The 23683-nt window shown below is 66.5% G+C and carries 20 protein-coding genes; 5 read left to right on the forward strand and 15 right to left on the reverse strand.

Translation table 11 applies throughout. The features are described from left to right. Window positions 1-84: 84 nt before the first annotated feature. The 3 genes from OHA58_RS00155 to OHA58_RS00165 all read right to left on the reverse strand — a co-directional run bounded on the left by OHA58_RS00155 (window position 85) and on the right by OHA58_RS00165 (window position 2640). Window positions 85-738, reverse strand: a complete 654-nt coding sequence (locus OHA58_RS00155) for an EthD family reductase (protein WP_405474946.1) — start codon at window positions 736-738, stop codon at window positions 85-87. Window positions 739-812: 74 nt separating this feature from the next. After that, window positions 813-1121, reverse strand: coding sequence for a muconolactone Delta-isomerase family protein (locus OHA58_RS00160; protein ID WP_405474948.1), 309 nt, complete (start codon window positions 1119-1121; stop codon window positions 813-815). Between the two features lie 28 nt (window positions 1122-1149). Next, the gene (locus OHA58_RS00165) at window positions 1150-2640 is read right to left on the reverse strand and encodes an ankyrin repeat domain-containing protein (protein WP_405474951.1); all 1491 of its coding nucleotides are present in this window, start codon (window positions 2638-2640) and stop codon (window positions 1150-1152) included. 309 nt (window positions 2641-2949) lie between these two features. On the opposite strand from OHA58_RS00165, the gene OHA58_RS00170 reads away from it, so the two are divergent. Both OHA58_RS00170 and OHA58_RS00175 read left to right on the forward strand, forming a co-directional pair. Further along, window positions 2950-4164 carry an IS701 family transposase gene (locus OHA58_RS00170; RefSeq protein WP_405474953.1) on the forward strand — a complete coding sequence of 405 codons (1215 nt, stop codon included), beginning with the start codon at window positions 2950-2952 and terminating at the stop codon, window positions 4162-4164. An 874-nt stretch (window positions 4165-5038) separates the two neighbouring features. Further along, window positions 5039-6511, forward strand: a complete 1473-nt coding sequence (locus OHA58_RS00175) for an FAD-dependent monooxygenase (protein WP_405474956.1) — start codon at window positions 5039-5041, stop codon at window positions 6509-6511. A gap of 35 nt (window positions 6512-6546) precedes the next feature. Here the strand turns inward: OHA58_RS00175 and OHA58_RS00180 are convergent, their stop codons facing one another. Then, complete coding sequence (locus OHA58_RS00180; RefSeq protein WP_405474959.1) at window positions 6547-7215, reverse strand: ScbR family autoregulator-binding transcription factor; 669 nt, start codon at window positions 7213-7215, stop codon at window positions 6547-6549. 203 nt (window positions 7216-7418) lie between these two features. Here OHA58_RS00180 and OHA58_RS00185 point away from each other — a divergent pair, with 203 nt between their 5' ends. Next, window positions 7419-8279 (forward strand): ScbA/BarX family gamma-butyrolactone biosynthesis protein, encoded by an 861-nt coding sequence (locus OHA58_RS00185; protein ID WP_405474961.1) that lies wholly within the window; start codon window positions 7419-7421, stop codon window positions 8277-8279. Between the two features lie 55 nt (window positions 8280-8334). On the opposite strand, the gene OHA58_RS00190 is transcribed toward OHA58_RS00185, so the two are convergent. After that, window positions 8335-9528, reverse strand: coding sequence for an RNA-guided endonuclease InsQ/TnpB family protein (locus OHA58_RS00190; protein WP_405474964.1), 1194 nt, complete (start codon window positions 9526-9528; stop codon window positions 8335-8337). A 152-nt stretch (window positions 9529-9680) separates the two neighbouring features. Between OHA58_RS00190 and OHA58_RS00195 the strand changes: the two genes are divergently transcribed. Beyond that, a complete protein-coding gene (locus OHA58_RS00195) occupies window positions 9681-10532 on the forward strand; it encodes an NAD(P)H-binding protein (RefSeq protein ID WP_405474967.1) in 852 nt (283 codons plus the stop codon). A 353-nt stretch (window positions 10533-10885) separates the two neighbouring features. Here the strand turns inward: OHA58_RS00195 and OHA58_RS00200 are convergent, their stop codons facing one another. The 5 genes from OHA58_RS00200 to OHA58_RS00220 all read right to left on the reverse strand — a co-directional run bounded on the left by OHA58_RS00200 (window position 10886) and on the right by OHA58_RS00220 (window position 16508). Continuing rightward, a complete protein-coding gene (locus OHA58_RS00200) occupies window positions 10886-11977 on the reverse strand; it encodes an IS701 family transposase (protein ID WP_405474969.1) in 1092 nt (363 codons plus the stop codon). Between the two features lie 257 nt (window positions 11978-12234). After that, on the reverse strand, window positions 12235-13311 hold the full coding sequence (locus tag OHA58_RS00205) for an aldo/keto reductase (RefSeq protein WP_405474971.1): 1077 nt from the start codon (window positions 13309-13311) through the stop codon (window positions 12235-12237). Between the two features lie 32 nt (window positions 13312-13343). Next, window positions 13344-13832, reverse strand: coding sequence for a VOC family protein (locus OHA58_RS00210; protein WP_405474974.1), 489 nt, complete (start codon window positions 13830-13832; stop codon window positions 13344-13346). Window positions 13833-13864: 32 nt separating this feature from the next. Continuing rightward, window positions 13865-15340: an FAD-dependent monooxygenase gene (locus OHA58_RS00215; RefSeq protein WP_405474975.1), complete on the reverse strand. Its 1476-nt coding sequence runs from the start codon at window positions 15338-15340 to the stop codon at window positions 13865-13867. A gap of 256 nt (window positions 15341-15596) precedes the next feature. Continuing rightward, window positions 15597-16508, reverse strand: coding sequence for a LysR family transcriptional regulator (locus tag OHA58_RS00220; RefSeq protein WP_405474977.1), 912 nt, complete (start codon window positions 16506-16508; stop codon window positions 15597-15599). A 122-nt stretch (window positions 16509-16630) separates the two neighbouring features. On the opposite strand from OHA58_RS00220, the gene OHA58_RS00225 reads away from it, so the two are divergent. Beyond that, a complete protein-coding gene (locus tag OHA58_RS00225) occupies window positions 16631-16960 on the forward strand; it encodes an STAS domain-containing protein (RefSeq protein ID WP_405474980.1) in 330 nt (109 codons plus the stop codon). A 61-nt stretch (window positions 16961-17021) separates the two neighbouring features. On the opposite strand, the gene OHA58_RS00230 is transcribed toward OHA58_RS00225, so the two are convergent. From OHA58_RS00230 to OHA58_RS00250, 5 genes are all read right to left on the reverse strand, one after another. Further along, window positions 17022-19079, reverse strand: coding sequence for a glycogen debranching protein (locus tag OHA58_RS00230; RefSeq protein WP_405474983.1), 2058 nt, complete (start codon window positions 19077-19079; stop codon window positions 17022-17024). Window positions 19080-19084: 5 nt separating this feature from the next. Beyond that, window positions 19085-20896 carry an AGE family epimerase/isomerase gene (locus OHA58_RS00235; protein ID WP_405474986.1) on the reverse strand — a complete coding sequence of 604 codons (1812 nt, stop codon included), beginning with the start codon at window positions 20894-20896 and terminating at the stop codon, window positions 19085-19087. A 33-nt stretch (window positions 20897-20929) separates the two neighbouring features. Further along, window positions 20930-21541, reverse strand: a complete 612-nt coding sequence (locus OHA58_RS00240) for a DJ-1/PfpI family protein (RefSeq protein WP_405474989.1) — start codon at window positions 21539-21541, stop codon at window positions 20930-20932. An 86-nt stretch (window positions 21542-21627) separates the two neighbouring features. Further along, entirely contained in the window at window positions 21628-22056 is a 429-nt protein-coding gene (locus OHA58_RS00245; RefSeq protein WP_405474991.1) for a hypothetical protein, read from the reverse strand. Between the two features lie 32 nt (window positions 22057-22088). Further along, on the reverse strand, window positions 22089-23681 hold the full coding sequence (locus OHA58_RS00250; protein WP_405474992.1) for a thiamine pyrophosphate-binding protein: 1593 nt from the start codon (window positions 23679-23681) through the stop codon (window positions 22089-22091). Window positions 23682-23683 lie beyond the last annotated feature (2 nt).

The raw sequence follows: 23683 nt of genomic DNA on the forward strand, positions 1-23683 counted from the left end.
GCAGGTGTGGAGAGAACGCTGCGCGCCTCTGCCTGCGGTCAAAGGGCCGAAGGCAGAGGCGTGGTGCCGCGCGCTGTGCGGCGGTCAGCGGGGCTGGGGGCCGAGGATCCAGTTCTCCTGGACCGGAACGGTGTGCAGGTACTGCTTGTTGACGAAATTCGCGTAGTCGGCTTCGACGGTGGCCTGCTGGCCGGACTTCTGCGCGGCCTCGAGATCGGCCAGGCTGTCGAACCAGATGTGGTAGGCGACGTCGAACGGCGGTTCGCTGATGCCGTACCAGGAGTCGCGGGTGAAGGACTGGTAGTAGCGCGTGACGCCCGGAATCTGAGTGACCAGAGGGGCATGGACCTGGCGGTTGTAGGCGCGGAAGTCGTCGCGGCTGAGGCCTTCCTTGCGCTTGGCCAGGATCACCAGCTTGACGCCGGGCTGGACGTCGTTGTCGGGCTCGCCCTGGAGAACCACCTCGGTGTCGGTGTCGAGCACGACGGACTGCCAGAACGCGGCCCAGCGCGGCTCGTCCAGGCGCGCGCCCTCAAGAAACTCGGGCGTCTGCAGGGAGGCCAGCTGCTCCTCCTCGTTCTCCAGCCAGATCTCGGCGATGCCCTTCCACAGCGGCTCGTCGGCCGACTGCGGCTGGACCGTGGTGTCGACCGCGTACTTCTTGATCTGCGGGATCTTGCTGGCATACCGGACGGCGTGCTCCTCCACCCAGTAGCGGTGGAATTCCTCGTCGGTCATGCCGGGCTTCGGTGCAGCGAAGATGAGCTGATGGATCACTGTGTTCCCTTTCTCCGGTTTGAGCCTGGAGGGTTTCAGACCTTGTAGCGTGCCTTGACGTCGTCTGCGAAGCCCAGGTAGTCGCGAAGCGGCCAGACCACTTCGAACTCGAGGTATTCGCGCATCGGGAGGCGCCCGAGGGCCGCGCGGTCAAGCTCTTCCGCATCGGGCGAATCGATGATGGCGATGACGCGCTTTTGCGCGGCGACCTTCCAAATGCCCACGCAGAAACCGGAGTCCACGGTCTCCTGTGCGTGCTCGGCTTCCTCCTGCTCGACCTCCCACAGATCGTCGAGGCTGATTCGGCCCTCGTGGTTCCATTTCATCTGGACGTAAAAGAGCATGATTCGACTCCGGTGTAAGGAAGGGCCGCTACTGCTTGGGGGACAGGCGCTGCGCGAGCGGGTGATCGGAGCCGAAGCTCTCGACGGCGATGTCGTAGGGGGTCTTTCCGTCGTGTCCCACCAGATCGGTGCGGGCGCCGGCGGCGATCAGGATGTCGGCGCACCGCTCGTATCCGTGCCACAGGGCGTCGTGGAGCGGGGTGTATCCGTTCGTCGCGCCCTGGTAGTTGAGGTCGGTGCCCTGCGCGTCGACGAGGGTCTGCGTGATGTCGGCGTGGCCGTTGTAGACGGCCTTGTGCAGCGGGACGGCACCGAAGGTCGGCTCGGTGGCGTTGACATCGGCGCCCGCTGCGAGCAGGGACCGTACGATGTCGCCCTGGCCGTCGCGGGAGGCCACCAGGAGCGCCGTGTGGGCGTCGTTGAAGCCGTTGACGACGGGGAACCGGGCATCGACGGGCGTGCCGGAGGCCAGGAGGGACTTCACCTCGTCGTGGTCACCGTGGGCGACGGCGCCGATGAGCAGGTGTGCCTCGGCCTTCTGCTCGTCGGACTGCGTACGCTCCTTCAGCAGCTGCTCGGCGACCAGCAGCTTGTCCTTGCCGGTGGTGTTGACGTTGAGCTCGTACTCGAAGTGCTCGCGCAGGGAAAACCCGTAGTGGGTGGACAGGCCCATGCCTGCGTTCTGGCTCAGCAGGTAGCCGACGATGTCGGTCCACTTGTACCAGAGCGCGTCCATGAGAGGTGTGTGCCCGGTGGTCGGGGCGACTGCGTCCACGAACGCGCCGGCCTCCACGAGCACCTGCACGGTTTCCAGGTTTCCGTGCTGGACCGCCTTGTGCAGAGCGGTGCCGCCGGCCCGGCTGTCGGCCGAGTAGATGTCGGCGCCCGCCGCGATCAGCGCGCGTACCGTGTCGGCGTCGCCGAGTCCGGCGGCCGTCTGCAGGGTGGTGAGCCCGGTGGCGGCATCCCTGTGGTTCGGGTTGGCGCCCTGCTGCAGGAGTGTGGTGACCTCGGCCGTGTCGCGGCCGCTCACGGCTGCGAGCATCCGGTCGTTGATGTCGGAGCGGAACATCGCGACCTCGGCGGACGCGTCGAAGAACGCCTTCCAGTGAACGATCTTCTCGTCGTCGCCGACCGTCAGCAGCATGGAGAACTCGAAGGCGACCTCGAAGCCCGTCGTCTTGTGCCGGATCCGCTGAAAGTTGACGACGAAGGCACGGTTTCCGTCAACGATCATTTCGCGCTGCTCGAATTCCGTGACATCGGCAAACGCACCGCGCAGCCGGAAGGCCTCGGTGACGCCCTCCTTGCCTCGCCAGGTTCCCAGGTTGGGAATGGCGGTGGTGAATTCGCTGGCGGGCAGATCGAATACGATGTCCGGCGAGATGGCGTCAAGAACTCCACCGACGTTGCCGCTTGCGACGTCGGCAAAGAGGGTCGAGACAATTTCGCGAGTACGGTCAGAGCTAACCACAGCAGCCCTCCGGGAGATATCGGGTCTCGGCATCAGGAGAGTCATGGTCGCTCCAGGGCCGAGTGCCACCACGCGCCGGTGGCTGTACTCGAGTTAACCGATCCAATTAGCCTCGGAAAAGGCCTGCCGGGTTACCCGCTGAGGTCTGTGCAAGTTGACGGAGTAAGCCTGAAGGGCACCCGGACACGTTCGTCATGGGTGAGTCCTGCTGCTCTGGCCGCAGCCCAGAACCGTTACTCACAGCGACAGCAGATCAACCCGTAGCCCAAGAAACCGCCCGTGCGGTATGGTTCTGGCCGTCATCGTCACCACCACCACGCGCACCCAGGCCCCTGGCCCGAACCGGAGGATCGCATGTCTGCGCCCATCATCGACTCCGCCCCTTCGCGCTACGTCGACCTCAACTCCGTTTCCCGCGTGGCCGATGACCTCTTCGGGCACCTTCCGCGCGCAGATCAGCGGCGCTGGGCCGAGGCGTACCTGCGCGCCCTGCTCACCACGCCGGGCCGCAAGTCCATCCGCAGACTGGCGGACGCGATCTCCAACTCGCCGACCACCCCCCAGTCCCTGCAACAGTTCGTCAACCAGAGCCCCTGGGACTGGATGCCGGCACGCCATGCTCTCGCCCGGATCGCCGAACCCGAAGTAACGCCGAAGGCCTGGGTGATAGGGCAGGCCGTCATCCCCAAGCGCGGGCAGCATTCGGTCGGCGTTCAGCGTCGCTACTTCCCCAAGGCAGGACGCACCATCAACTGTCAGATCGGGCTGGGCCTGTTCCTGACGTCGAAGGACACGAGCGTTCCCATCGACTGGCGGCTCGCACTGGACTCAGCCTGGTGCGACGACGAGGAGCGCAGGCAGCGCGTGCGCATCCCGGACCACGTCGACGCGGTGCCGGAGTGGGCACACATCCTCGACATGGTCGCGCACGCGTCGTCCCGTTGGTCCCTGTCGCCGATGCCCCTCGTCGCCGAGTTGCGTGGCATGCGGGACATCTCCCGGCTGGCAACGGGGACCGCCGGCTTCGGACTGGACTTCGTGTTCGAAATCGACGGCTCGCAGCCCGTGTTCGCCCAGAACGACAAGCCGGCCTCCCTGAGGCCGATGACCGCCCGAGAGGTGATTCGACAGAGCTCGGCGCGGCCGTACGTGAGCGCGCTCAGTCCACACGGCCCCGCTCGCCGCACTGTCACGATGCTGGCCGCGACGGTACACCTGCCGGCAGCACCCCACGGACGCCCGGGGAACGGGCGTCCGTACCGCCTCCTGGCCGAGTGGTCGCCCTCGCGGCGTCGCCCGACCCGGTACTGGCTGACGAACGTCGCGGACCGCGGAGCCGACGAAGTACTGCCCCTCCTGCGCTTGCGCGCAGGCGTGGAAGACGCGATGCAGGATCTGTCCGAGGAGTTCGGCATGCTCGACTTCGAAGGGCGCTCGTTCCCGGGCTGGCACCACCACATGACGCTCGTCTCTGCCGCGTACGCGTACAGCCGCGTGTACACCATGCCTTTCCCCGGCTCCGAGCCGGATGCCGGCCACTCCGCCCTGCGTGTGCCTGTTCCCGCATAACCAAAAAACAAACCATCTATGCGGTTTTATAATGGCGGATACCCGTGCCCGCAACGCGACCGTCCAGCCTCACGCCGTCCGGCCGGCAACGCGACCGCATACCGGCTTCTCCCCCTCAGCGCACCCGCCGCCCCTCGTGGCGGCGTGGGCTCGAGACGCCCGCACTGCCCGCCGCGTCGAGGCAAGCCGCACCTGCAAAACCAGGCCGACGGCCGTTCAGTCGAGGCCCTCAGGACGGCAACCCGCTCCCCTTTGCCTCACTGCCGGCAGGGCGGGCCAGGCGTGCGCGACAGGACTCGCGTCCCGCACCGCCCACTCCCTCACCTCGCCCCGTCGGTTTCCCTCTCCCGTGCCGCACCCTGACGGACCCAGGTGCAACCGCACAGCCCTCGCAGACGCGGGCCGGCGCTTCCGAAACGCGACCCCTCCGGTCACGCTGAGACATGCTCTGGGCCAGAGGTCGAATCTCCACCAGATGACCACCCCGAATGACATATCCGCAGTTCAGGAAGATTCGTCAACGCGATGGACTGGATGACCAGCACAGAACGCCGGGTGAAGTCCGCAGTCCAGCTGCGCCCCATTTACCCACCTTCGCACCAGGTACCTACCGCCATCTTTCAGACGCGGACCGAAGACGCGTTGAAAAGAAAACCGCTCGGTCTGTATCTTGGGAGCCGGTTGGCCGGGGGCACACCCCGTCCCAGGTCGGCCGACGGTCGATACCCCTGACCGTGGTGCCCGCGGTGCACGTCCGTTCAGCCAGCTCCACGTCAGGAGACTGTCACAGTCAGGTCGCCGCCACAGATCGGCGCGACTTCAGCTCAAGGTCGTGATCCTCGCAGCAGGATCGCGACGCGGGGGAGTAATTGCCATGAGGCATACATCGGTTGTCATCGCCGGCGGCGGACCTGTCGGAATGCTCGTCGCGGCGGAGATGGGTCGGTACGGGATCGATACGGTCGTACTGGAGGCTGCAGAGGGGTTATCCGACCAGCCGAAGGCCAACACCCTTCATGCACGCGCCGTTCAGTCACTGGCCCGATGCGGATATCTCAACGCATTACCCGAGGTCAGACGGCGAAGCTCAGCCGCATCCTTTCACTTCGCGGGGATGCCGGGCCTGACCATCACAGCACCGGACTTCGAACCTCAGCCCATCGTCAAGTGCCCCCAGACCGAGCTGCAGTTGGCCTTCGAGGCACGTGCCCGGGCGACGGGCGTCGACATACTCCGCGGCCACCGCTTGGTTGCAGTGGATCAGAGCACCGATCAGGTCGAGCTGACGGTGGAGGGCACGCAGGGACGCCGCCGGCTGCGCGCCGACTATCTCGTCGGTGCCGACGGAGCTCACAGCACCGTGCGCAAGCAGCTCGCGGTTCCCATCGAGACCAGTCCTCCGAGTCTGTCAGCCATGATGGGGGTCGTCCGGTTCACTCACGCCGGCACAGCCCCCTCGGGATGGCAGCGCACCCGGCGCGGCTGGACAGTCACCCGCCCCTACCTTGACGGCCACAGCCTGATCCGCACGGTCAATACCTCGGGTCCGCACGCCGATCGCCATGCTCCGCTCACTCTCGAGGAGCTGCAGGACGAGGCCTCGTACATCGTCGGTCGGCACGTCGCCATGACGGAACCGCTCCACCTGACCCGGTTCAGCGACGTGACCACCCTGGCCTCGAAGTTCCGTGACCGTCGGGTCTTCCTGGTCGGCGACGCGGCGCACGTGCACTTCCCGATCGGCGGCCAGGGCCTGAGCACGGGGATTCAGGATGCCTTGAACCTGGGCTGGAAGCTCGCCCACGCGGTTCGCGGGCATGCCGGCAATGGCGTCCTGGACACCTACGACCTGGAGCGTCGTCCCGCGGCCATGCGGGTCATCGAGAACACCCGAGCGCAGCTGAGCCTCATGCGCCCGGACGAGTCGTTCGATGCGCTGCGCTCCTGCTTCGAGGGGCTGATGCAGGACGACCAGGGTGGAGCTCATCTGGCGGGGATCGTGAGCGCGCAGAACACCCGTTACCCGCCCAGGGGCGTGGGCGATTGCGGCGCAGAGGGTCAGTTCCTGGCCAACGCGGCGCTGGTGACGGCAGCCGGTCACGGCGATCTTGTCTCGCTGCTGAACGACGGACGGATGCTGCTGCTGTTGCCGGTCTCGACTGCCGATCGCTATCTGCCGCAGGCGCAGCCCTGGGCCGCCCTGCTGAACACCGTTCAGGTCATGCCGCAATCGGACCTCGGCGACAGAGCTCTGCTGGTCCGGCCCGACGGCTACATCGCCTGGTCACAGGATGGGGCCACGCCGCTCGGCACGTCCCTCCTCGCCTGGCTCGGGCCGGGGGCATGAGAATCCCGGCACCAGCCTCCCCGGTCGCCGGCCGGCTATGCGAGTCGCTGTTCACGGAGTTTCGGGGCGGTTTCAAGCTCGTTGGCGACGCGGCGGCCGCGGTCCGAGGACAGGTCCAGCGAGGCCAGGACAGAGGAGACGGCAACGGAGGGAAGAACGTGGCGCAGCAGGATCTCGGCTCGCTCACCGACGTCCTGATACCCCGTCAGGGCCTGGGACATCGCCTGTACGCCGGCGAAGGCCCCGACGATGAGCTCGGCCGTCTCAGCGGGATTCACCTGGGGCAACACCTCGCTCTGCTGAGCGGCTTGTTCCAGGATTTCGGTGAGAACTTCGATCCAGCGCATGAAGGCGTTCCCGCGGTCGAGCCCCTGTGCGCGATGGTCCATGGTCAGCCGGACAGCGGCTCTGACCACGGCGTCGGTGCGAAGCCGGTAAGCCTGGACGGCCACGGTGTCGACGAGTTCCTGCAGCTTGCAGGCCCGGGGAGGAATCGCCATGGACGCAACGTCCTGCTCGACGAGGAGTCCGCGTGCGAGGGCCTCTTTGGAGTCGAAGTGGAAGTACAGCGCCCCCTTGGTGACCTTGCCGACGCTGAGGATCTCGGCGATGGTCGCCGCCTGGTAACCCCGCTCTTCGAAGACCTTGGCTGCAGCTTCAACGATGGTCCGTCGAGTCCGGATGGCCCTGTCCTGGATAGCCATGATGCCCCTCTAGCCCTCTCGGTAGATCACTCCCCCGCCCTGACGAGGTGATCCCTACCCCTTAAACAAACCGCCTAGTTTGTATTTTACCAGCCCTGGCTCAAAGCAGGTATCACGCTGCACCACCCATGGAGGGAACTTTCGTGTCTCGTGCCACTCTTTCTACCGATTCGCCCACCAAGTCCGCTGCTCTGAGCGTTCCGTTGACACTCGTTCACCGCAGCAGGAACGTCGACGCCTTCGCGACCGGATGGGCTCAGACCGGTCAGGACCGTCTGGCCGTCCAGGCCCGGTTGCCGCACGATCACGCCTTCTTCGCCCCTGTGCAGGGACGGCTGCACGATCCGGTACTCGTGGCCGAGACGATCAGGCAGTCCGCTCTGGTCGCGCTTCACGGGCTGTACGGGGTACCGCTCGACTACCAGCTCCTCCTGGCCGCCCTCGACTTCAAGTGCGTGGCTCCGCTCATCGACAACAGCGCTCCCGTCACAGACGTGCTCGTCGAGGTCACTGGGTCGGAGATCAAGATGCGCGGCCCGCACCCGGGAAGCCTGCGACTGGACATGGTGATACGGCAGGGGAACACCGTGGTCGCCCATGGCGCGCTCGCCGCAAGAATCACCAGCCCCCGTGCCTATACGCGGCTGCGGGACGGCCGGACCGAACCCCGCACGTCCATGCCGGCGAGCACCCTGGCACATCCGTCCACGGTCGGCCGGTCCACCCCTGCCGACGTGCTCCTGGAACCGACCGCTCATGCCCACACCTGGCACCTGAGTGTCGACACCAACCACTCCACGCTCTTCCAGTCCCCCAAGGACCACGTACCAGGCATGCTGCTGCTGGAAGCCGCACGTCAGGCCTCTGTGGAGCTCACCCATGCGGACTCGGCGCCCTTCTATCCCGGAAGCGCCGAAACGGCCTTCTACGGATACGTGGAACTCGACGAACCCTGCCGCATCCGGGCGGTCCGCGTTCCGTCTCTGGTACCGGACACGACGGCGGTCCAGGTCACCGGGACGCAGAAGGACGCGCCGGTCTTCGTGACCACCTTCACCGGCTGAGCAGCGAGGAGACCCCCACACCGTTGACGCTCCCCTCCCTGAAGGAAGGGGATTCTTACGGCTCGCGCCGTGAGATTTCCTGTTTCATCGCCGACTGCCCGCTCGGAGAACTCCGTTGAGGTCTTACACCAGCTCCGCAGGCTGCAACCGCCCGCCCGGCGGCCAGAAGGTTCTTCGCTGCGTTCACGTCCCGGTCATGGGTCGTGCCGCAGTCACACGTCCACGTGCGGACGCTGAGCGGCATCTTGTCAGCCAAGGTGCCGCAGGTGGAGCACAGTTTGGACGAGGGGAACCACCGGTCCACGGCGATCACCTCACGCCCGTACCAGGCGGCTTTGTACTCCAGCATGCTCCGGAACTGAGACCACGCGGCATCGCTGATGGCGCGGGCCAGTTTCCGGTTCTTGACCATGTTGCGCACGGTCAGGTCCTCGATCACGAGCGTTTGGTTGTCACGCACGAGCCGAGTGGTGATCTTGTGCAGGGTGTCGCGGCGGCGGTCTGCGATCCGGGCGTGGATCTTGGCGACCTTGCGCCGGGCCTTGGCCCGGTTCGCCGAGCCTTTGGCCTTCTTCGCCAGCCTGCGCTGAGCTTTCGCAAGGGCGACCCGGTCGCGGCGCTCGTGCCTCGGGTTGGCGATCTTCTCGCCCGTCGAGAGGGTCAGGAGGTGGTCGAGACCGGCATCGACGCCGATGGCGGCATCAGTGGTGGGCAGGTGCTTGATGCCGGGGTCGTCGCACAACAGGGAGACGAACCAGCGTCCGGCCGCGTCCTGCGACACGGTCACCATGGAAGGGCTCACGCCGTCCGGCAACGGTCTCGACCACGCGATGCGCAGGGACTCACTCATCTTCGCGAGTCTCAACTCACCGTCCCTGAAACGGAACGCCGAGGTGGTGTACTCGGCGGACTTCCGCGACTTCTTCCGGCTCTTGAAGCGCGGGTATCTGGCCCGCTTGCCGAAGAAGTTCGTGAACGCCACTTGCAGATGCCGCAGGGCCTGCTGGAGCGGGACCGACGACACCTCGTTCAGGTACGCCAGTTCCTCGGTCTTCTTCCACGCCGTCAGCATCGCGGAACTCTGGTTGTAGTTGATCCGCTCCTGCCACGCCCATGCCTGCGTACGGGCGGCGAGCGCCATGTTGTAGACCTTCCGCACGCATCCGAACGTGCGCGACAGCTCCGCTGCCTGCGCATCCGTCGGATAGAAGCGGTACTTGAACGCCCGCTTCACATGGCTCGTGGTCACGCTCGCAAACTAGCGCCGCCACAGGTCCCGTTCAAACCCGCGGGTCAGAGCACTGGGATCCGCCCTGGCGGCGAATCCCAGCCCGCTGCCCTGCTCCGCAGGAGTCCGATTCCTTACCGCCCTGAAGGGCGGAGTATCCACGGAGGCATCCGATGATCCTCATTACGGGAGCAACAGGCACCATCGGCAGCGAAGTTGTCAAGCGGATGTCCCCGGCTTGGCCGCTGCGCCTGATGACGCGCAGTCCTGAGCGTGTGCAGGCCATCGGTCTGTCGTCAGAAGTGATCCGCGGCGACTACCACGACCGTTCGTCGCTCGACGTAGCGGTGAAGGGGGTGGATGCCGCCCTCCTGATCACGAACAATCCCCTGAGAGACGATGACAGCGCCTTCCTGAGAGCCTGCAGGAACGGCGGTATACGCCACGTCGTCAAGATGTCCGCTGCCGCGGTCGAAGACGAGCAGGCACATGACCTCATTCGCCGATGGCAACGCAGGAATGAAAGCCTGCTGCGAGACAGCGGGCTGTCGTGGACGCTGTTGCGTCCACGTGCCTTCATGTCGAACACGCTGTCCTGGTCCCACTCCGTCAGGTCCGAGGGCGTGGTGCGCGCCCTGTTCGGGACGGCGCCCAATGCGTGTATCGACCCAGGTGATGTCGCCGCAGTCGCCATGCACGCGCTCACAGAGCCCGGGCACAACGGGGCGACCTACACCCTGACGGGACCTCAGGCCCTGTCAGCTCAGCGCCAGACCGAGGAGCTCTCACGCGTGCTCGCTCGCCCTGTGACGTTCGAGGAGCTCACCGTGGCGCAGGCGCGTTCGCAGTGGAGCAGTCGCTACCCCGAGCCGGTGGTCGACGCCCTCCTGGACAGCGCTCTACGTCAGCAGGACGGTGCGAAAACACAGGTGACCAGCACGGTCCGGGATGTCACGGGCAGGGCGGCGAACACGTTCGCCGCCTGGTGCGGTGAGCACCGGCACACGTTCAGCGAAACCCGGTGACCGTCGGCCGGCTGCCTTCCGGATTCATCGAGATTCCTCCGTGGATACTCCGCCCTTCAGGGGGGAGAGGAAACGGACTCCTGCGGAGCAGGGCAGCGAGCGGGTATTCGCCCTGTGGGCGGATACCCGTCCCACGCACCGTCCGCGACTTGTATGCTCGCCCTTGCCCGGCTGGCGATAACCAAGCTGGCCGGGTCTACCGCCGGGCTGGCGGGATGTCAGGTCTGTGGAGCTGGCGTAAGACTGCTGGGCGTACCAACGTCCCTCGCCGTTCATTCGGGGCAGCGGCTGTCGATGAAGCAGAAAGTTCACTCCGCGAGGAATGAATCCCCCTGCTTCAGCTGGGGGAGATGTCAATGGTCGGTGTCAGCATCCCCTTCCGGCTGCCAGCCCAGCCGGTCCAGGGCATAGGCCGCGGAGACCATCGTGGCGTGGTGATGCCACCCCCTGAAGGACCGACCCTCGAAGTCACGGAGTCCGAAGGCATCGAGGGTCGGCAGCTCCTCGCGCGTACGCTTGGCCAAGCGCGCCAGATCCAGGACATCACCGACGGATTCGCCGGTAAGGCTGGTCACCCAGAAGCGCTTGGGCATCCCGTTGCGAGCCACCTCGCTGAGCAGCCGGGCTTCCCGGAAGCCGCCTTCATCGCCGACAGGGACGCTCACCGCGTGGGAGACAACCTTGAGGTGACCTGAGGCGTCTTGCGGGACGCGGCGCCGGCGCGTGCTGAGGAACGAGAAGTCGAGTGCGGTCATGGCGCGGCCCAGCGCGCCCTTGCGACCGTGGGTCTTGACGTTCTCCCGGGCATGCGCTCCGGTGCACATCTCCAGAGAGCCGTCTATCTCGGTGACGAACTCCAGGCCCCGCTCGGCCAGTCCGGCCACGAGCTTTCCCGAGTCCTGCACCTGTCGCAGGTCCGCCACCACAGGTGCCCGCGCCGAATCCCAGCTCATGTCGAGTTCGTCGACCATGTCGAGGTACTCGGCCCACTCAGGGTTGGGCTGTACCTCCTCCGGTACATAGGCTGCCTCGCGCAGCTCGCGGTCGGAGGTCCATTTCTCGGGCATGAGCAGGCGCCAGTTGACCGGGATGCCTCCTCTGTCCGTGGCGAGGACGGTGGTCAGGCCGATCTGGGAGTTCACCACGCGTCCGGCTTCCGGGAGATAGTGGCGTCCCACTCCGACAGAGCGTTCCCCCCGTTTGGGGATCGCCACACGGTCCAGGACCCAGGCGCGCGGGGGTTCCGCCTTCTCGGTGTACTCGACGATGTGCGCCCGCACCGGCTCCCAGCTCCACGGGCTCTGGTTGATGAACTGCTGCAGCGACTGATGCGCCGGGATCGACAGCACGTCGTCCGAGATCTTGCGCACCGTCTTCTTGCCCTGGACCAGGAGCAGGCCTTTGAGATACACCTCGGCCCATCGTCGTTGATCCACACGAGGCATGGAGCGAAAGATCTCACCCGCGAAGGATGAGATCGCATCGCGCACAAGAACGTTGTCAGCCAGCATGAGCATTGCATCCCCGTTTCGACCGTGAGAGGAGTCCTCGCTCCCCCCGCTTGCTGAGCCGAGTCGGGGGGACGCTGATTCTTGAGAGGCGTGCGCTACGCAGGAGCCGGGTCCTCACGGGCAAGGACGACGATTGAGCCCGGGATGCCGCGGCTGGGGACGGCAGGGCTGCTGCCGTCCCCAGCCGGGAGCTACCCGCGCGGAAGAGGCGTGAAGACGTCGTCACTGACTCCGCGACGGGCCGTGGTGCGCCGGTCGTCGATGTCAGCCCAGTTGGATCCGTACATGTCGTTGATCGTGACGGGGTCGCGGAGCAGGTCGTGGGGGTAGCCCAGTTCGATGCGGCTGACCGCGTCCAGCCGGGCGAGGTGGTCGTCGGTGAGGTCGACGGCGACGCAGCCCAGTGTGTCCTTGATCTGGTGCTCCTTGGTGGCTCCCAGGATGGGAATGATCGTGCCGGGGCGGCTGCGGATCCAGGCCAGGGCGACCTGCGCCGCGGTCCAGCCTCCCTCTTCGGCGATGGCCACCACTTCGCGGACCAGCTCTTCGCTGCCTGCGCGGTTGTGGTCGCGGGGGGCCACGGTGAGCCGACCGGTCCCTCCGGTGAGGTACTTGCCCGTCAGGCGGCCCTCGGCGAGAGCGCCCCAGGCGAGCACCGGCAGGTCGAACTGGCGGGCCATGGGCAGGAGGTCACGCTCAGGTGCACGTTCGAGCAGGTTGTAGCGGATCTGCATGCCGACGAAGGGGGACCAGCCCCGCAGCTCGGCCAGGGTGTTGGCCTGGGCCACCTCCCAGGCCGGCCAGTTCGCGATCCCCACATGGTGGATCTTTCCTGCCCGTACCTGGTCGTCCAGTGTGCGCATGACCTCCGGAATCGGGGTGAGGGTGTCGTGTGCGTGCACCCACAGCAGGTCGATGTAGTCGGTGCGCAGTCGGCGCAGGCTCGCATCGATGGAGGAGACGAGGTTCTTGCGGTGGTTGCCCGCCGAGTTGATGTTGCCCGCGTCGGTCTGGAGGGTGTACTTCGTGGTCAGGACGAAGTGTTCACGGCGTCCTTCCAGAAGCTCGCCCAGAAAGCTCTCCGATGTACCGCCGGTGTAGTGGTCTGCGGTGTCGATGAGGTTTCCGCCTGCCTCGGCGTAGAGATCGAGTATCTGTGCGCTCGTCTCCTTGGGGGCTCCCCAGCCCCAGTCCTCGCCGAATGTGACGGTTCCCAGGGCGAGTTCCGAGACCCGCAGACCCGACTTGCCGAGCACCGTGTATCGCATGTGGTCTCTCCTTGGATCAGTGCGTGCTGGCTTCACTGGCGGGCGACAACCGGGCTGTACTGCTCGTAGAGCTCGATCAGCTCGCCGGCGGGACCCGCGATGAAGGCCACACGGACTTCCATCTCCGGAGTGCCGTTGAGGACGACGGTCTCCGGGGCGCCGTCCCAGTCCTCAAGGGCGTAGGGGCGCCCGCCCGAGGCGAGGCACTTGGTGTATGCCTCGTCAACGCTCGGCACGATGAGAGCGATGTGCTGGATCGGTCCGGCCGAGGAGTCGACTCCTCGGGTGCCGCCCGGGAAGAGCTCGATGTAGGTCTCGCCCTCCAGCTCGATGTAGACGCCTCGGCCGGTGTAGACGGCGTGCCCGGGGCAGGCCGCCTTGGAGGACTTGGTCCACTCGTAGCGACGTGTAAATCCGAGGCCCTCGCTGTAGAAGCGCAGGGACTCGTCGACGTCTGGGCAGTTGATCGCGACGTGCATCAGCGTGGCGGAACCCTGCGGGCGAGCGTACGGGGGCGACATGTCTTCTCCTTGGACAGTGGTGAACGGGACGGCTATTGGGTGCGGTTGAGCCACTGCGTCAGCTGAGCGGGCAGCTGGGCGGCCTGCTCGGAGGGAGCGGTGAGGGCGATGTGTCCGTCGGGCCGGACGAGCACGGCATGCGGCAGCTCGTCGTCGGCGGCTACGGCGATGTCGAGGCCGGTGGACTCGACGGCCTCCTTGACCGCGAGAGCGTCGGCGTCGGTGGGCAGGACCAGCGACCAGGCAAGGCCGCCGGCCATGCCGGGGCGGGGGGCCATGCGTTCACCGACCGCCGGCTTGGGGCCCTCGGGGTTCCCGTAGGCCACGGCCAGCTGCGCCAGACGGCGCGCCAGCCAGGTGCGGACCTCGGGTATCTGTCCGGCGGCGGCCAGGACGTCGTTGCGCATGCGCATGGACACCGGATCGCTCATGGTCGAGATGTCGTGCAGCTGGGCGGCGAAGGCCAGCAGTCCCTGCGCCATCGGGCGCCGTTCGGCGTTGTAGGTGTCGAGCAGTTCGGGGGCGGCTTCGCCCTTCAGGACGGCTGCGAGCTTCCATGCCAGGTTGAAGGCGTCCTGGAGACCTGTGTTCATCCCCTGCGCTCCGACGGGGCTGTGCACGTGGGCGGCATCCCCGACCAGGAACACCGGGCCCTTGCTGAAGGTGTCGGCCAGGCGGTGGAGCACCCGCCAGGTTGATGCCATCTCCAGCTTCTTGACCTTGGCGCCGGCGGCGGTCGGGCCCCGCGTGTCGAGGAGGTGCTGCACGTCGGCGAGGTCCGGCGTGGGTGTGTCGTCGTCGACGAGCGCCACGATGCGGTAGGTCTCCCCTTGTAGGTGGGAGACAGCGAGCAACCCTGCCGGGGAGAAGAAGAAGGAGATCTCTCCCTCGGGTCCGTCCCACTGCATGCTGAACTCGATGAGAGCGAAGTTCTGCGGGCGGTCGTGTCCGACGAAGGGGATGCCCGTCTGTGTGCGGACCGTACTGTGCAGGCCGTCGCATCCGACGACGTAGCGCGCCTGGATGGCACGAACTTCACCGGTCGTGTCGTCGCTGACCAGGGCGTTCATTCCCGGAAAGAGTTCGCTGAGGTCCAGGAGGGTGTGCTGGCGGTACACGCGGCTGCCCAGTTCCTGCAGACGACGCTCGAGGACTTCCTCGGTGGTCTGCTGGGGGACGGCCAGTACGAACGGGTACGGGGTGTCGAGCTCGTTGAACGGCGTGGTGAGCACCTGGCGTTCGCCGTCGCGGACGGTGAAGGAGCGGCCCGGCCGCCCTTTTGCGATCAGCGGGTCGGCCGCGCCGATCGTGGCGAGGGACTCGAGGGTGCGGGCGTGGACGGCCGCAGCCCGTGAGTGGACGGCGTTGCTCGCCGCGCGGTCGATGATGACGTGGTCGATTCCCTGGCTGCGAAGGGCTGCGGCCAGGGCCAGCCCCGACGGGCCGGCTCCGACGATCAGGACGTCGGTACGGCTCGGCAGGACGGATTTACCGCGGTCATTCGGCATTTAGTCACTCCAGTATGGGCAGCAGCAACCCACCGAGCCTCGGCTGCCGTGAGCGCGCACAGGGCACGGTTTCGGGGGTCTGAAATATTCGCGGGCTAATTGCGAACGGTGTAAGTATGAGCGGGCGGTAGCGTGGTACTCAATGCCGAATGCACGAAGTCGCTTCGCGCAGTCTGCCTACTTTCGAGTAGCAGCGGAGTGCCGCTTCGCTCCCCTTACGCGAGAGAAACAAACATTCCCGCACCGACTGCGTTGACTAACCATTCTCGCCGCCGTCCGGTGAGCAGATCTTGATGCAGGATCGGATGAAGTCCTGGAGCGCGGGACTGCTGGCTCTGTCCGGCGCCCAGGCGACACCGACCTGGCTGGGGCTCACGCCGCAGACGGGTCGGTAGGTGACGTCCGGCCGCTGGTAGAAGCGGGCGGTCGCTTCGGGAGTGAGACTGACGCCGTATCCGTTGGCGATGGCGGTCAGCCACTCGTCCGGGTTGTGAGCGATCGTGCCGATCCTGACCGGGTGGCCTTGGCGCTCGTCCGACGCAAGCCAGTACTCACGCCACCAGCCGGACTCCTCCGGGGTGGCCACGAACGGTTCGTCGAACAGTTCGGTGAAGTCGATGACGTCCTTGCCGGCCAGCGGGTGCGAGGAGGACAAGGCAACCCAGCGCGGCTCCGTGATGAGCGTCTCGACCTGCAGTTCCTCCTGTCCGGGAAAGGGCAGGCGCAGCAGTCCCGCGTCGACGTCTGCGGCCGCGAGTCCCGCGGTCGGGTCGGTCCACTCGGTCTGGCGCATCTCGACGCGCCAGCCGGGGCGGGCGCGGGCGAACTCCGCGATGATGCGTGGGGTGCTTTCGTTCGCGGCGCTGGCCACGAACCCGACGCGCAGCACGCTCGCGGCACGATGGGCAGCGCTGCGCAGCGTGCGCAGCGCTTCCTCCCATGAAGCGACGATCCGTGGGGTCTCGTGCTGCAGGGCTGTCCCCGCCTGTGTCAGTTGCATGCCTGATCGGCTGCGGGTGAAGAGGTCCACGCCCAACTGGGTTTCGAGGATCTTGATCTGCTTGGTCAGGGACGGCTGCGCGATGAAGAGCCGCTCAGCAGCTCTGGTGAGGTGCCCTTCCTCGGCAACGGCCATGAAGTAGCGAAGAAGTCGCGTGTCGATATCCATGAAATCAGGCTATGGAAAGAGGTATTGGACGGAAGGGCAGGGTGGGCAGGATCCTTTTATCGGCAGGCAGGCCCTCGCTCTTTGGCGGGGTCGGACCCTCTCCATGAAAAGGAATTGGCCTCATGTCTTTCAACGCCTCCTTTGGTATTCAGGGCACCACCGCTGTGATCCGGCTGGCCGGGCAGGCCGAGGACCGCAACGTATCGGAACTGCGCGGGGCGATTGATGCCGCTGTGGCCCAGGCGCCACGCCGCCTGGTGATCGACGTCAACGACACGACGGCGCTGGCTCCTGCGGCGCTGCGCTGCCTGGCTTTTGCCCAGCAGCAGCTGCCGGCGACGACGGAGATCGCCGTGGATGGGGCCTCTGCAGGGCTGCGTTCCCGTCTCGGGCTTGCTGGTCTGGATCGCTCGATGACGATCATCGATGCTCCTGTGCCTGCCGGCGTGTGAGCCGAAGTGTTGGCGGTATCGCCCCGCCCGGTACCGGGCCGGGGCGGGGCGGGGATGGGGGTCAGCTCGTGGGACCGGCCACGAGAAGGAGCGCCGCGTGCGCTGCCAGACGCCGTTCGCCCGCCGGGACGACAGGCTCGTGTCCTGGCTGATGGAACTCGCCCGTTCCGGTATCGGTGAAGGTCCGCCAGTGCATGCCCGGTGGCGGTTTCGGCAGTCGAAGACACTGCTCAGCGGTGCCTGAGTTGACGGCGAGGTAGATGCAGTCGGTGTTTTTCTGCGGGTCCTGCTCGTACAGCAGCGCAGCGAGCAGGGTGGAGTCCTCGCTCCAGTCGGGCTCGTCCACGTCGGTGCCGTGCCAGCTCACCTGGGGGTAGTGCCAGCCGGCGCGGGGCTCGCTGTCGGGGTGTTCGAGCCGGCGCAGGACGGGGTGGCGTTTGCGAAGTGCCAGGCACGCCTTGGTGAAACGGAGGCGGTCGGCGTGGGTGTCGGCACGTTGCCAGTCGACCCAGCCCAGTGGTGTGTCCTGGCTGTAGGTGTTGTTGTTGCCGTGTTGGGTGCGGCCGAACTCGTCCCCGCCCAGGAGCATGGGGATGCCCTGGCTGCAGGAGAGAAGGAGGAGCGCGTTGCGGGCTTGTCGCTCGCGCAGTTGCTGCACGGTGGGGTCGGTCGTGGGGCCTTCCGCTCCGCAGTTCCAGCTCTCCTCGTCGGGGATGCCGTCGAGGCCTCCTTCTCCGTTGGCCTCGTTGTGGCGTTGGTCGTAGGCGGTCCAGTCGGCCAGGGTGAGGCCGTCGTGGCAGGTGATGTAGTTGATGGATGGGGCCGCTGTGCGGCCGGCGTACAGGTCGGGTGAGCCGACGAGCCGGGTCGCGAACTCGGCTGCGGATCCTGGGCGTCCGAGCAGGAAGCGACGGATTGCGTCGCGATAGCGCATGTTCCACTCACCCCACCGGTTGTGGTGCGGGAAGGTCCCGACCTGGTAGGTGCCGGCCGCGTCGGTGGCCTCCGCGATGAGTTTGCAGTGGGCCAGGACGGGGTCGTTGGCGATGGCCTCGACGAGAGGAGGGTTGGGGAGGATCTCTGCGTCGGTGCCGCGCGTCAGGATGGATGCCATGTCGAACCGGAAGCCGTCGACGTGATAGGCAGTCGCCCAGTGACGGAGGCAGTGGAGTATGAATGCCCTGGTCAGTGGGTGGTTGCAGTTGACGGTATTGCCCGTGCGGGTGAGGTTTTTCGGGGCACCGTCGGGGGTGAGCAGGTAGTAGGCCTGTTCGTCCAGGGCTCGCAGCGACAGCGTGGGCCCGCGGTGATCGCCTTCAGCGGTGTGGTTGAAGACGACATCCAGGATGACTTCGATCCCGGCGCGGTGAAACTCCTTGATCATGGCTTTGAGTTCCTTCTGCGCCCCGCCCAGCTGCTGGTCGCCGGCGTAACCGGCTTTGGGGGCGAAGAAGGCGACGCTGTTGTACCCCCAGAAGTTGCGAAGGGGTTCGCCGGTGTCGGGTGAGGTGTAGGTGTTGTCGGATTCGTCGAACTCGAACACGGGGAGCAGTTCGATGCAGTTGACGCCGAGTGCGGTCAGGTAGGGGATCTTCTCGGTGAGTGCTGCGTAGGTTCCCGGATGGGCCACGGCGGCCGATGCGTGCCGGGTGTAGCCGCGGACATGCAGTTCGTAGACGACGAGATCGTCTGCCGCGATGTGTGGTCTGTTCTCGCCGTGCCAGTCGAAGGTGTCTGAGGGGATGGCTGAGCGGTAGGAGGGCCGCTCACCCCAGGCACCCCTGCCGCCCAGCTCGTGGGCGTACGGGTCGAGGATCACAGGTGACAGGTGATCGCCGGTTGCGACCCGGTATCCGTAGTGGAACCGGGCCGGATCGATGCCGTGCACGGTCATCGCGAAGACCGTCCCGACCCGCAGGTGGTCGGGGAAGTCGATCTCAGCGACGATTGCACCGTCGGCTGCATCCATGAGGACGAGTTGCATGCCGGTGGCGGTCGAGGAGTTGACGGCGAAGTTGATGCCGTCGGGGACGACCGTGGCGCCGAGCGGCTGTGCATTGCCTGCGGAAATCCGGGGCTGTGTGACGCCGATGGCGGGATGTGCGGTGGTCACAGACATCGCCACTACTCCTTGTGCGGCCTGAGGGTGGCCTGGACGCGAAGGGGCTGGTCGGTGTCGGGCAGCTTGACCGTCATGGCCGAGGCGTCGAAGTCGCTGTACGGGGCTCCGTCGATCAGGACCCGGTCGAGACAAATGCGCCCAGGAGGCAGGATGTCCGGAGCCACCCTGAGGAGTCCGCCGGGGAACGAGCTGCCGGCCTGCGGGTTGAAGTGGAGGTTGAGAGGCTCCTTGTTGATGAGCAGCTGGGTGTAGGTCTCGGCGAGGAAGCACAGTTCGGCCTTGTGGTACATGGCCATGGCGTGGCTGCCCTTGAGCCGCTCGTTTCCGACCAGGTAGGGCAGGCCCTGTGCCAGGACGGTGAAGAAGACACCGCCCTCGTCGTGGTCGAGGAAGAAGGAGTTGTAGAACGCTGAGGACTCCCGCGCGTGCTGCAGGAACTCGTCGTTGTGGAGCGTGCCGGCGAGGATGAGGTAGGCCAGGATGGCCTGCTCCTGCTGCCACCAGGTCTTGCGGTCATGCCAGACGAAGGCGTGCCGGCCGTCCTGGGCTGTGCGTTGCAGCATGTCGTACCAGCCGCCGCGCTGGGCGTCCCTGCCGACCTCCGGCATGGAGGCGCCGAGCTTCTCGGCCAGCGCACGGTACTCGCGCTTGGGGAGCGTGCTCTGCATGCGCATGAGGTTCCAGGCAATCTTGAGATTGTGCCCGACGACGGCTCGGTCCTGCTGCCAGCCCCATTCGCTGTCGGGCGACCAGTCCGCGTGGAAGCGTTCCTGGACGAACGGGCTGTCCCGGTCCGGCATATGAGTGACGATCATGTCGAAGGTGTGCTCAAGCATCGTGCGGTAGCGCTCGTCACCGGTGGCCAGGTACAGGTTGAAAAGGTAGGCCGGGGCGTGGTCACCGACGGAGTTCCAGTTTTTGCGGGCCCGGTTGGGACCGAGACTGTCCTGGTAGGGGCTGAGGGTGACCGGGTCGATGTGGGAGTAGTAGCCGCCCAGCCGGGGGTCGTGGAAGAACTTCTCGAAGAGGCGGACCGTTCCCTCGATGTCGGCCAGCAGATCGGGCGCGCCGGTGAGTCGGTAGGTCTGGGTGAGGCCGACCAGGGCGTAGATCTGCTCGTAGGCCGGGATGGCACGGTAGTCGTCACCGAACTCCGATGCGAACAGTTGGTGTTCGCGGCCCGCTGACTTCTCAAGGCCGTGGTACCAGTAGACGACGTCCTCGTCGGGGTCGACGTAGCGCAGGTGGTCGTGGAGATAGGCGGAGCCCGCGTTGGCCACGGCGAGCGCGTCTTCGTCGCCGGTGAGCATGAAGGCGCTGGCCATGCCGTAGACCATGCGGGAGATGGTGTCCGTCTCCTGGATCGGATGGGCGGTCTTGCCTCCGCTTCCGCTGATGACGGTGCGGTAGTCGCCGAAGTCGATGGCGCCGCCTGCGAACTGCGACTGCCGGTAGAAGGTGGCGAGTTCTCGCAGTTGCTCGCTCCACCAGCCCGGGCGCTCGAACGGCCACTGGTGGTGCTCGTCGTTGACGAACACCAGCTGTGACGCCTGGTAGTGCGCGCCGTCCGCGTTCGGGTAGATGGGTCCGTAGCAGAAGACGAAGCGGCCTGGCGTCAGCTGTCCGTACAGGTCGGCGGAGACGTCCTCGTAGCGGCGTCCCAGGTTACGCAGTCGCTGGCCGTGGGTGGTGTCGGTCAGGTGGACGTCGACCGTGCGGTTGTCGAGGGTGCGCAGTGTGACGCGCCGGCCCTGCCGCTGCTGGACGTATCCGGCGATACTGTCGGAGAAGGGGAAATCGATCTTTGTGGCCATGAGCGGCCTCCTCTCGAGTGGGAGAGCCGTCTGCTAGGCAGCAGCTTCGGTGACGGGGTCCAGCAGGTCGATGATGGTGCGGGCGAGCAGATGGCATTCGTCGACCGTGCGGCTGGTGACCAGGTCCTTGTCGATGACGACGTCCTGGTTGTTGTAGCGCGCTCCCATATTGCGTACGTCGCCCACGAGGTTGTTGTGGCACGTGACGTCGCGGTCACGGACCAGTTCGGGGCTTGCCGACACGAGCATGAGCGCGTGGCAGGAGAAGGCCTTGACGAGCTGCGGCAGGCGGAAGGCGCGCCGCATCAGTTCGACTGCCGGGGCGGGCCGGTCCACATCCGGGCTGTAGCGCAGACGGTCCGCGACCTGTCCCGAGGGCACGATCAGCGCGGACAGGCGGGAGAGTCCGGCGTAGTCGAGCTTTTCCAGGTCCTCGTCGACTGTCAGCGGCGCGCGCTGCTCATGGCCGGTGAAGGTCAGAGAGGGCTGTCCCCACAGCCGGGTCAGCAGGGTGACCTCGGCTCCTTCCTCTGCGAAACGGCGCTGGTAGTAGGCGATCTCTTCCTCGACGAAGTCGCTCTCGGCCAGGATCCCTATGCGTCGGCCGGTGAGGCGGCTCGGGGACAGCTGCACAGTGGTGCTCATCGGTCCATTCCTTGGGTGGTGGCGGACGGGGGCATGAAGGAGGTCCGGCGTACGGCGGTACGTACGCCGGACCTGGTGGGTCGTCGTCAGGCGCGGGCGAGGACCGGCTGGGCCCGGGCCGCGCGGGACGCGGGCTGCTGGGAGGTCACGCAGATGGTCCGCACGTGCAGTTCGCCGTCCTTGCGCACGAGCCACCACTCCTGCTGGACGGATGCGTTGTCGGTGTCGCCCTGCAGGTCGATGACGACCTGTGCGTGTACGGGGGAGCTGAGGGTCACCTGGAACGAGGCGCCCAGAACCCGGATGTCGCAGAGCGGCGTGTGGAGTCCTTGGGCATGCCAGTCGGCGAATTCCTCGAGACCCCGAACGATGCGGCCCGGCAGTTCCAGTCGCATGCCGTTCGCGAGCTGCGTCAGGAGTTCGCCTGTCGCCGCTCCGTCACTCAACTTCTGGTGCCAGGTTCGGACGAAGACCTCAGCGGCCTCTGCGGTGAGTGCGGGGGTGGAGGTGGTCATGGTGTTCGGGTCCTTTCTCAGTGACCGGGCCTTCAGTCGACGGCGAGGTCGATCAGGAACGGGCCGGGGTGGGCCCACATCTCCTGGATCGCCGGCAGGACGTCCTCGGGCTTTTCCACCCGCCGGCCGGGAACCCCCAGAGCAGCGCTGAGTTCGGTGAAGCCGATGTCGGGCCGGGACAGGTCGAACGCAGCGGGCGGGGTGTGCGCGCTGATGTTCTGTTCGTGCCAGTACTGCTCGATGTTGAGGTCGAGGAGCTTGTATCGGCGGTTGTTGCAGATGACGAACTTGGCATCGATGTCGTCGCGCGCCGCGGTCCACAGGGCTTGGATGGTGTACATGCTTCCGCCGTCTCCGGTGAAGGCGATGACGGGGCGCTCGGGCTGCGCCAGCTTGATGCCGAGGGCGCCGGGAATGCCGACTCCGAGCGACCCGCCCCTGGTCTGGTAGAAGTGGCCGGGCTCGCGCGGCGGCAGGTACCGTGCCAGCGGTCCGCCGGAGGTGAGCGCCTCGTCGAACACGGTCAGGCCTTGCGGTGACTCATCGGCGAGCGTGCGGGCGAAGATCCCCATCATCGAGTCGTCGTCGGCTGTGGGTGTGGTGGGGCGCGCCGGGATGGGGCGTGGCTGCGGGCCCAGGGCTTCGGCGAGGCCGGCGAGGGTGAGTTTGGGGTCCGCTACGAAGCCCATGTCGACGGGGAAGTTCTTGGCTATCTCGTAGGCATCGAGGTCGATGTGGACGATGGTGGCGTCGTCCTTGAACGGGCTGTCCAGCGACGGGAAGACTTCGGGGAACACGTAGGTCCCTACGACGAGCACGGCGTCCGCGTCGGCCACGACGCGTGCGCTGTCCTTGCCGAACATGTGGCCGCTCTGGCCGCCGTAGAGCGGGTGGGTGGTGTCGAAGTTGACCTCCGAGCAGTTGACGCCCCACACGGGGGCGCCCAGCCGTTCCGCCACGGCGGTCAGTTCCCGTTGGGCTCCGCTGGTGGCCACGCCGTCGCCCATGAGGATGAGCGGGTTGCGGGCGGCGGCAAGCGCCTGGGCCGCCTCTTCGAGGCGCTGTGCGGGGGGCGCGGTGCGCGTGTCGGGCAGCGAGGTGGGCACGGCGGGTTCCGTGGTGAGCTCGTCCATCACGTCGGCCGGCAGGACCACGACGACGGGTGCACAGGGCGGTGTCATCGCGATCTTGATGGCGCGTCGCAGGACGCGCAGGGTGGAGGACGGATCGATGATCCTGGTGGCGTACTTGGTGACCGGTTCCGCCATGGCCACCAAGTCTGCGGCCATCTGTCCGTCCATCGCGTCGTAGCGGACTCCCGCCTCTCCTACCAGCACGACGAGGGGTGATCCTCCGCGCTTGGCCTGGTAGAGCATGCCGATGCCGTTGCCCAGCCCCACACCGCTGTGGAGCTGGACGAGCCCGGGGCGCTGTGTGGCTCGGGCGTAGCCGTCGGCCATGCCGACGGCGGCGCCCTCGTGCAGGGCCAGGACGTAGGTCAGGCCATGGTTGCTGACCTCGTCCAGGAATCCCTGTTCCACTGTTCCTGGATTGCCGAACATGTAGGAGATGCCGTCCGCCGCGAACTGCTCGAAGATGGCGGACTTCCCGGGCCTGGCAGGCATAC

This window comes from Streptomyces sp. NBC_00009 (genome assembly GCF_045040855.1).
In the GTDB taxonomy this organism is placed as follows: Bacteria; Actinomycetota; Actinomycetes; order Streptomycetales; family Streptomycetaceae; genus Streptomyces; species Streptomyces aureus.